At 57.0% G+C, this 9691-nt stretch carries 7 protein-coding genes and 1 pseudogene; 3 read left to right on the top strand and 5 right to left on the bottom strand.

Features of this window, described 5'->3' with window-relative positions; translation table 11 throughout:
* On the top strand, window positions 1-302 hold a 302-nt coding region (locus NKH23_RS33785; RefSeq protein ID WP_353036671.1), incomplete at its 5' end, for a transposase domain-containing protein.
* A gap of 245 nt (window positions 303-547) precedes the next feature.
* Here the strand turns inward: NKH23_RS33785 and NKH23_RS33780 are convergent.
* The 5 genes and pseudogenes from NKH23_RS33780 to NKH23_RS33760 all read right to left on the bottom strand — a co-directional run bounded on the left by NKH23_RS33780 (window position 548) and on the right by NKH23_RS33760 (window position 6547).
* Entirely contained in the window at window positions 548-1372 is an 825-nt protein-coding gene (locus NKH23_RS33780; protein WP_353036669.1) for an IclR family transcriptional regulator, read from the bottom strand.
* Between the two features lie 1305 nt (window positions 1373-2677).
* Window positions 2678-3475 carry an IclR family transcriptional regulator gene (locus NKH23_RS33775; RefSeq protein ID WP_353036667.1) on the bottom strand — a complete coding sequence of 266 codons (798 nt, stop codon included), beginning with the start codon at window positions 3473-3475 and terminating at the stop codon, window positions 2678-2680.
* A 537-nt stretch (window positions 3476-4012) separates the two neighbouring features.
* Window positions 4013-4609, bottom strand: a complete 597-nt coding sequence (locus NKH23_RS33770) for a LysE family translocator (RefSeq protein ID WP_353036665.1) — start codon at window positions 4607-4609, stop codon at window positions 4013-4015.
* Window positions 4610-5306: 697 nt separating this feature from the next.
* Window positions 5307-5423, bottom strand: a pseudogene (locus NKH23_RS33765) (ribokinase); the annotation flags it as partial.
* Window positions 5424-5614: 191 nt separating this feature from the next.
* Window positions 5615-6547 carry a dihydrodipicolinate synthase family protein gene (locus NKH23_RS33760; protein WP_353036663.1) on the bottom strand — a complete coding sequence of 311 codons (933 nt, stop codon included), beginning with the start codon at window positions 6545-6547 and terminating at the stop codon, window positions 5615-5617.
* 80 nt (window positions 6548-6627) lie between these two features.
* Between NKH23_RS33760 and NKH23_RS33755 the strand changes: the two genes are divergently transcribed.
* Complete coding sequence (locus NKH23_RS33755) at window positions 6628-8601, top strand: FG-GAP repeat domain-containing protein (RefSeq protein WP_353036661.1); 1974 nt, start codon at window positions 6628-6630, stop codon at window positions 8599-8601.
* Window positions 8595-9404, top strand: a complete 810-nt coding sequence (locus NKH23_RS33750; protein ID WP_353036659.1) for a shikimate dehydrogenase family protein — start codon at window positions 8595-8597, stop codon at window positions 9402-9404. The genes NKH23_RS33755 and NKH23_RS33750 overlap by 7 nt, the downstream gene beginning before the upstream one ends.
* Window positions 9405-9691 lie beyond the last annotated feature (287 nt).

Below are 9691 nucleotides of genomic sequence, written 5' to 3'. Positions count from 1 at the left end.
AGCCGATTTGGCGCGCAATACTCCACGTCGCACCCACGACGACAACCAGGAATCGCTGTTTTCCGCCATTTGAAAAGGAGGTGCATAATGAATCAGTCTTCGCAATTACCCGAAAGAACAGCCTCTTCGCTGGCAGCGACGGCGGCGGACGGACATGGGCCACCATCGCCACGCTGCTGACCACCGCCAAGATGAACCAGGTCGATCCGCACGCCTGGCTCACCCAGACCCTCGAGCGCATCGCCAATGGCTGGCCAAACAGCGCTATCGAGGCGCTCATGCCTTGGAACTACCACCGCTGAACGGCATCAGCTACCCGCTTACCAAAGGATCATGGTTTGACACATCGATGCGCTGCTCGCAGCACGAGGCGGCGCCGTCTTGAAGGCGTAGATCAAGCGTGAACTCGACCGGCTCGGGATTATCCGGGAGTAACTCAAGGCTGAAGCGGAACGCACTCTGGTCGGAAGAACCGTCGCTTCTCGAACGCCACAATGAAGCATGTTAGGACCATCGGACTGGGCCTGGCTAAACACGTTTTCCAGGTTCACGCCCGATATCCGTTCAACTCGCTAGAAGCGATCGTCGATACCTTCTTGACACGTGGGATCGGCCAGATTTCGGATAGTTCTCTTGCTGCAGAGAGCATATCCGGTACGATTGCTTTGATCCGAGCGGGAGTCATCCGAACGGTTGGGCCGGCGACGCTAACAGACCCCAGCGCAGGGCCTCCATTCTTGTCCGGAATTGGTGCTGCAAGCGCAGCGATACCAATAACACTTTCATCCGCCGAGATTGCATATCCAGCCACTCGAACTCGGTGCAACTCTTCAGAAAGCTCCTGCTCTTTCGTCACGATAGAGCGTTCGTAGTTGCGGGGAAGAATGAACCCCAGTCGGCGGACCTGCCCAAGAGCATCGTTGCCATCTAAGGTCGACAACCAGGCGCGGCCATTGGCCGTGGCATGAAGAGCTGGGCCGGCTTCCATCGTCGGATCGTAGCGAAGACCCTCTAAACTGCCTTGGGCACTAGCTATCCAAACCAGTTCACCATTTTCCGCGGCGCAGATACGAATAAACTCGCCTGTGGAATGGGCAAGTCGGTTGATGATTGGCTGACAGACCTCGTTCAATCCGATATTGCCAAAGAAACGAAGCCCCAAGGCGGCCGTCCGAATAGCTAAACGATAATGTTGCGTCACCTCATTATGGACCGCGAAAACCCGGCTAACCAGAATTGAAAGAAGCCTGTGAGCGATGCTCTCCGGAATTTTCAGGCGGCGCGCTATATCGCTGATTGCGAGCCCCTCTGGGTGGTCGGCTAGCAATTCGATAATGTCAAGAGCGCGCTCTGTCGGCGAAACATTTCCCACTTTTCGTCTCACTGGTAAAGGTTAAGGCTTCCTGCCAGACCACACTTAATAGCAGAACGACGATCCAGCTACCTGTATGTGGCCGCTGAAACCGCACATTCCAAATTGAGGACCTTTCTCGGCCACGAGCTGTCAATCGAGTTGGCGCCGCGTGAACTGTCGTTACGCAACGCCCGATGGTCAAAGCGTCAGTCACCGCTTTTTGCATGCCGCTCCTGCGCGAACCGTCAGAAACCGTCCCGTCAATAGTTTCACCCACAGTTCCACGATAGTGTCGATGTGCTTACTTTGCGCGTCGGCTGAACCGCCGAGGAAATGCGTGATGAGACCCCGTTCCTGCGCCTTGTGATATGTTTTCGAGCTGAGGCCACTAGACGCCGCGAACGGAGCTTTTGGTCACCCTGTTTTCCACGAGTTCCACTGTCATCAGCATGCCCGCCCACGGATATCGCCGATGAGCGGGTGCTGGCCAAACTGAACCGCGCCGGGTTTGCTGGAGGCTGTTTCGTTTGAGTCAGGCCGTGATCGTGGTTTTCCAGCATGGCGTAGTCGCGTTCCTCGCTTCAGCCTGCAGGATGTTGCCGATGGACTCGAGTAGCAGGCGATTGTCAATACTCCACCCATTCCAGCGTCGCGAACTCAACCGCCTCGAACGAGCGCCAGGGTCCGCGCCGATGGATGACCTCGGCCTCGGCCGCCACCCTCTGTGTATGGCCATGCCTATGATCAGGGATGGCTCTCCCTGGTTAGTCACAAGCGAGGGTGTTAGCGGGCGACACGACATATCGGTCAGACGTGTCAGCCCTCGACACACGTTGATGTTGCCGGGCAGCGGGCCGCGTGCGGTTGAGACAGCCGCCAACCGGAGATTTTGTTGGTGTAGAACGCCAAGCCCCGCAGCGATCCCTGACTTGACCGCGTGTCCGGTACGAGCCGGTGGAGGATTTTGAGCCCGAGTGATGTGAGCGCCATTTGGGCGGTGCTTCGGGCGGAGCACGGCTGGCCATGGTAATCCAGGAGACGGGCCAGCTAAGGATGCAGACCACTGAAGGCTATTGACATCGACAGCCAGATAATAGGCCAGCTTCGATCGAATCAAACCAGTTGTCGAAAAAATAGCCCGTCGCCTCATCCCCAGGATGAACGGCTTCGGCATTCATGGTAGTCCTTGTCATGGCATAGTCTCCTGTCCGGCGCTCTAACGCCGGATGATTCGAGGTTGAACAACCCGGAGACTACGCCAACTCCCAACTCCAACCACTCCCGCTAAGGCACCATTGAAGTTTCGCCGGGCGCTTTGTTAATCTACGAGGATTGAAGCAATCTTTTAAAACGCGGTATAGGCCAAATCTCGCCTAGCTCTTTGGCTGCGGCAAGGAGATCCGGGATAATTTCGCGTCCCCGGGATTGCGACATGCGTACAGACGGCCCGGCAACGCTTACACAACCGAGCGCAGGGCCCCCCTCGCGATCTGGAACTGGCGCCGCGAATGCTGTAATCCCGATCACGCTTTCATCGGCTGATACAGCGTAGCCACGTTCTTTTATCTGCTTCAACTCTTTGGAGAGCTGTTCCTCACTGGTCACTGAGGAACCTGCATAGTCGCGCGGCAAGATGAAACCTTTCCGGCGGACTTGTGCTAGTGCGTCTGTCTCCCTCAACGTGGATAGCCAAGCGCGACCATTTGCCGTCGCGTAAAGGGTAGGTCCCACTTCATTTGTGGGATCGTATCGAAGTCCTTCGGAGCTCCCCTGGGCGCTAGCGATCCACAACAGCTCATCGTTTTCTGCCGCGCAAAGTCGAACGAACTCGCCGGTGCGTTGTGCCAATCGAGTCAGGATGGGCTGGCACACTTCGTTCAGACCAATGTTCCCAAAAAACCGAAGTCCGAGCGACGCAGTTCGGATCGCCAAGCGGTAATGCTGTGATGCGCTATCTTGGATAGCGAAGTCGCGGTCTGTAAGAATTGAGAGGAGCCTGTGGGCAATGCTTTTGGGGAGCTTGAGCCGTCGCGCTATCTCGCTGACCGCGAGGCCTTCAGGATGATCGGCGAGCAACTCAATGATATCAAGTGTACGCTCTGTTGGTGAAACGTTTGCCACGGTTAACTCTCAACGGTGAACGAATCCGAATCTGAAAGATTACAATCAGAACGACAAGAGCGCAACTCCACACACACGCACACCGTGCCGCCCGCATTAAGCTAGTTCATTTACGTGGTAGCCCCTTAAAGTATATTCAATCAAGACTGGTACATCGTGGGTTTGCTTCCATGACACCCATTGGCGCTAGAGCTTTTGCCCTTGATCTACAGTCGGTCCACCTTAGAGCGAACTTCCAGCACGGCTGCATCGATGGCCTCACCGAGCAGCCCGACGATCGTCTCTATGCTCTCCCCAGTCGCCATCAACGGCGGACAAATAACGACGTGATCGCCCACGTAACCGCCAATTTTGCCGCTAAGCGCGTGTGTACTGAGTCCTCTTCGACAAGGAGGGCAAGCGGTACATCCATGGCAGGCCTCCGATCGTTAACCGAACAAATTGCGTTAAAGTGCAAACGCAGAGTCGATACTGGTGCCAAAACCGTGAGAGCGGGGATTTGCGCAGCGTGTCCCTTCATAGCTCGCCGAGTCTGGATCAAAAGCCGGCCTCCGTTGCATAGGTTCTAAGCAAAGAAGCGAGAAGCGCAAACGAGACGAGAGCCAGCCATATGGAAGCGATGCGGTGCGCAATACGCAGGCGAGTTTCTCCCGCTTTGCCCACCTGCGTTAGCGCTCCGGCCAAACCCCATATAAGGGCTACTGCGGTTGCGGAAAGACACAATAGTCCCAGTTTCGGGAGGAACTGCGCGTCCACTGGAACGGGAAGGAGAACAAGACCGAAGATCAGGGCCTTGGGATTCAGGACAGTGGTGATATAGACCCGCAGTGAGGTTACCTCGGCATTCCCCCCCCCCCCAAATCGCACTCCCCAGAGTTTCAGTGCGAGATACATCATCCAGATTGCGGCCGCTACTTTTAAGGTGACTCCCACATCAGGCCAGCGCTCGAACAGCCAATTGCCTAGCGCCGCGAGTGGCAAGATCGTCGTAAGGTATCCAAGCAACTCTGAGGGCAGAAGACACAGCACGCGGCGAGGCCCCCTCTGGGCAGCTGCAAGCGCCATCAATGTGTTTGTCGGACCAGGCGCCAGGAGAAGCGCCAGTACTGCCGAAAAGAAAAACGTATAGCTCATACTAGTCTCCACGGCTCTAGCGAGACGTGATTTCCGCGATAAAAAATACGCTAAATGGTACCTTTCGCGACCTTTGCACTAGGCTTGCAGACGCCATTGATCTGTCTCCGCCCGCAAAAGGAATACTCATCTGGCTCCCCCTGAGCGAACAGGAGATGCCCGCTGCGGTTACCGCTCGACCGGCGGCGGCCTTATTTGACAAGCCGCAATCTAATGCGGGTGCAAGGACACCTACGAAGCAGTCCCCATTCGCTGAATTCGGCCGGCAATACAGCAAAAGAAATCCTTTCGCCGGCAGCAAAGGCTTCCGCTCCATCGCCCCCAGGTGTCCGTAGCACGTCAATATTCAAGCACGTGGACAAATCTTGAACCGCACGCCATCCAACCTGCGAGCGCCTCTCCTCCTCCTCATTGACGATTATAAAATCGCAGATCGAGAGAGACTCGCGGTCCAATAGAAATGCGGGTGCGACGTCGAGAATTGACCGGCCTACATTTCTGACGCGTCGCATCAGCCGCTCAATCTGCGGTCGGTCATTCTCCATCTGCATGACGGCGGCGCTTGCGTTAGAAATGGGGCCATCATCCACAATGTCTGAACACGCAACAAGATTGGCGCCAGCAGCAACTGCGACAATGTTACGGCCCTGGCTGGCGATTAGGATCGATGCACAACCTGTCGGCTCAGTCACAGGCGCTATCCGGCCCAATCGACTGAGTGGATCAAGTTCTGCATGGCGACATCGGCCAACGCATCCTCACCGACCGCCCATACCATGACTACAGCGGCCCCATCGCGCGCGGTGGCGATGGCCTGATTGGCTCCTTTACCACCTGCTTCGGTCCCAAACTGCTTTGCGAGTACCGCCTGGCCTGCCGTGGCATATCGTCAACCGCGAAGATAAGATCCGCATTGATAGAACCGAATGTGATGATTATGACCCCTGCAGCAGTCATGCATCGGCTTGCGCAGGGCAGGCAAAGCGCGGCCTGATACGGCTTCCACTACACGTGTTCAGCTATCCTGTGCCTGAAGCGTTCTGTCCCTGTATGGATGTGGTCAAGCAGACTCATTGCTGCCCAGTGGCGCTCAGCTATGTTGTAATCGGTGACGCGCGAATGAGCGCTCGAGAAAGTCCCGAGGCGGGTATGATAAATCTTGGCGAGGCCAGGATAGCCCATTGGCTCGGCCATTGCTGAGAGCGCTAGAAATATCTCCAACTCGCGGCGCAAATCGGTCTCATCGGCAGCGTGGCGATACAGCCAAGCATAGAGATCGGGATGAATGTTCGTAAAGACGCCGGCGAAACCCTTGGAGCCCTCGCGGATCGCGGCCGCCGCGATCGCGGCATTGGCGTTAACCACGGCAAATCCCGAGTCTCCTGACAGCGCAACACGGCGCCGGATCGTTTCAAGGTCGCAAGAGACATCCTTAAGCGTGATGAAACGCCCCGTATCGCGACATTCTTTGAATTCCTCGTCAGTCAACAGCCTGCGATAGGGTGCGGGGCATTCGTAAAGCCCTAATGCCAGATCACTTGGCACCCAACTCAACACGGCATCGAGACCGTGACGGAAGGCCTCTGTTCCGTTATTGCCGATGTCTAGTCGATTGGTGACAAGCACTAACGCATCGATACCAGTGTCCGCCATTGCCATCAATTCGGTACGCTGGTCGTCGGGGCGGTTACTGATGTGACCGGACGCTATCACTGGTACGCGTCCGTCGGCCAACGATACCACTCTCTTCGATAGGGCAATTCTCTCGTCAAGTGTCAGTTTTTGCATCTCGCTTGACTGGCAGACGGCGAAGAGAGCGTCGGCGCCACTTTGAACGTACCATTCCACCAGTCGCCCCAACCCTTCCCAGTCAACGCAATTGTCGGCGGTAAAGGGCGTGAGCATGACCGGTACGATTCCATCGGCATTTTTTCTCATTGGGCTCTTTTCCGTAGATTTGAAACCACATTTCGTTTTAGAATAGCATTCCATTATCGATCCGAACAAGGAGAAAAAGCGTGAGCGTCAAAAGATGGGAGGACGATGCAATCGTGTGGCACGGCCCAGACTATGGCTCTGAGGCACTGAGGTATCATCCCAGAGTGGCGTCAGCGCCAGTTGCCGGGCGCATCATCAGCTGTGTCGAAGTTGTAGACTGGACTGGGACAGGCACGCGCGACCTGCTTCTTTCAGCTTGGGACGCCTGTTACGATGGACGCGTATTTCTTCGGCGCCAGATCGGAACGAACCCGGATGGCACGCCAGTTCTCGGCGAGCAAGAGCTTATTGAACGCGTCCGAGGATACGTAACTGCCGTGAAGGATGGCGACATTTTTCATCTCGTATCTGCCTCGCGTATGCGTAAGCAGATCTTTGTTTACCCGAATATCGGCGAGAAAGGAGCGCCGGAATTCGGTGAGCCTCTGCGCCTCGATCTTGAGGCGGACTGGGTTAAGGGCAACGAATATTTCCACATGGCCCGCTTCCACGATATCGACGGGGACGGCGTCCCTGCGCTGATCGTGGGCAGCGACAATTGGGACGACTACTGGCCCAACGGGCTGGAATGGAATGACGAAGGCTATCGCGGCTATGACGACGCCGGGCGATGGCTCGGCGGACCGCTCCGCGGCTTCCTCTACGCCTTTAAGAACAAGGGTACGTTGGCCGACCCCGTGCTGGAGCGTGGCCGTCCCCTCATCTCGGGTGAAACTCCGCTGGAAGTATATGGCCAGCTCGCGCCGGCCTTTGGCCGCTTTGGCGGATCGCGCTACAGCCTAATCGCCGGCGAGTTCTGGAACATCCTGCATATTGCGCGCCAGCGCGAAGACGGAGAATTTGAGCCGACCAGCTTGCTTCGCACTCCCGACGATACGGCCCTCGAGCTCGATCAATGCATCCATCTGCCTTGTGTGGTCGACTGGGACGGCGATGGCCGCGAAGACATTCTCCTCGGCGCCGAGGACGGTTACGTCACCTATCTCAAGAACTGTGGCGATGGGCAAGATGGACTTCCGCGGTTCGAGAAGCGTGGACGCGTGGAAACAACCAAGCCGCTGATCCACGCCGGCGTATTGCCGTGCCCGGCAGCGTATGACTTCAGCGGCGACGGCCATTTCGACCTCGTTGTCGGCAACAGCACCGGCGAGCTTCTGTTCTACCAAAGCCGGGAGGAGAACGGAACAATTTACCTGGATAAGGAGATTATGCTGACGGCTGATGGAAGGCCGATCCGGCTTGCCGCCGGACTTACGGGCTCCATTCAGGGGCCATCGGAAAAGATGTTCGGCTATTCCTGCCCGACGATCGCTGATTGGACGGCCTCTGGACATATGGACCTTCTCGTCAGTGACGTGACCGGCCGTCATCGGCTTTTCCGCAATACGGGCGAGAAGGCGTTGCCGCCGCGCTTTGCCGAGGAAGAATTTCTGACCTATAAGGGCAAGCCCCTGAAGACCGTCTGGCGCGTGCGTCCGGCAGTCGTGGATTGGCTCAAGGACGGGGAGCTTCATTATCTTGCTTTGGATGAAGAAGGCGTTCTCAGCGACTGGAAGCGCGCTTCCGACACCGAACTCGTGGACAAGCGCGATGTTTGTTGGGCAAACGGCGACTCGATGCGATTCACCGTCGATGTCGGCGGTGGCCGCGGCCGCGTGAAGCTCTGCTTCTGCGACTGGGAAGGCACCGGGCGCACGGACCTGATCTTCGGCACCCATGCCCGCGCCTGTGTTCCGCCGAATCCGAAGACCGGCGCGCCGCGAAATACGACCAAGCAGGCCGGCCTGTTCTATTCACGCAATGTCGGCACGCGTGAAGAGCCGCGCTTTGCCCTGCCGGTCCCCTTCAAGTTCCGAGATGAGACGATCGCCATGGCCATGCATGTCGCATCCCCAGAAGCAGTAGACTGGGCGGGTCGTGGTGTCCTCGATCTCATCGTCGGCATCGAAGATGGAAGCATCGTTTGGCTCAAGCGTGAGGAACTCTCATGGTGAACTGCTGCCAGATCAAAGGCACCACGCGATTGTTTGGCATCATCGGAGATCCGATCGCGCAGGCGAAAACCCCTGCCACGATCAATGCGATCTTCAGCTCACGTGGCGCCGATATTGTTTGTGTACCACTCCATGTCCCAGTACAGGAGCTTGACACGATCTGGGCCGGGTTAAAAGGCATGTCGAACCTCGTAGGATTCGGCATAACTATACCCCATAAACAGACCGCCCTCGAGCTTTGCGATAGCCTGGATCCCCTGGTAAAACGCGTGGGGGCGGTAAATCTCGTGCGGCGTGAGCGGGACGGTAGCTTTCGTGGCTACCAATTTGACGGGAAAGGTTTCGTTCGCGGACTTCAGGCCAATAGCATCGCGATTGAGGGTCGTGATGTGCTGATCCTAGGGGCGGGAGGAGCTGCCGTGGCGATTGCGTTCGCACTGGTGGAAGCGGGGTCGAACAGCATCACAGTTTCCAACCGCACTCTCGAGAAAGCAGAGGCATTGGTGAAGACAGTGAATGCTGAATTCGGGCGCACTGTTGCCAGAGCTGGTCCCGCGAACCCCGTAGCTGGGCAGCTCGTCATCAACGCTACATCACTTGGCCTCAAGGAAACCGATGTGTTGCCGCTGGACCCCGACCTCCTGCAACCAGGTATGACGATGGCGGAGGTCATTGCTCAGCCGGAGACGACGCGGCTGTTGGCGGAAGCCAAGGCCCGGGGTATTGAGGCCCATTCGGGCATCCAAATGATAAGAGGGCAGGTAGGGTTGATCGCGGAACACATCTGCGAGATCTGGGGTTAAACCGGGTCCTACGTTCCATCCATCCGCCGCGCATCTCCTTCGACGGGCGGCGGATTCCCATTATTGCAAAGCCCTCAACGCTTTGGGGGCAGCACCACATCCGCATTCGCCTGGTTCGAAGCGACGGACCTGTCGCTCGGCGCTTTGGATGTGAGGGCCGTGAAGAGTGATCATCAGTCCTAGAGGCGATGTCACGTTGGTCTGCAGCTTAACGGTTGACGGATAATTGGGCGAGGATGAGCTCGACGACGATCAGTTACAAGAACCACCGCTTTCCACCGCAGATC

This window comes from Mesorhizobium sp. M1328, assembly GCF_040318075.1.
GTDB lineage: Bacteria > Pseudomonadota > Alphaproteobacteria > Rhizobiales > Rhizobiaceae > Mesorhizobium.
This window is presented reverse-complemented; position numbering and strand designations above follow the sequence as displayed.

Bases quoted from the DNA above. Each gene is read 5' to 3' on its own strand.
- NKH23_RS33770 (WP_353036665.1), bottom strand. From the start codon at position 4,609: ATGAGCTATACGTTTTTCTTTTCGGCAGTACTGGCGCTTCTCCTGGCG.
- NKH23_RS33760 (WP_353036663.1), bottom strand. From the start codon at position 6,547: ATGAGAAAAAATGCCGATGGAATCGTACCGGTCATGCTCACGCCCTTT.
- NKH23_RS33750 (WP_353036659.1), top strand. From the start codon at position 8,595: ATGGTGAACTGCTGCCAGATCAAAGGCACCACGCGATTGTTTGGCATC.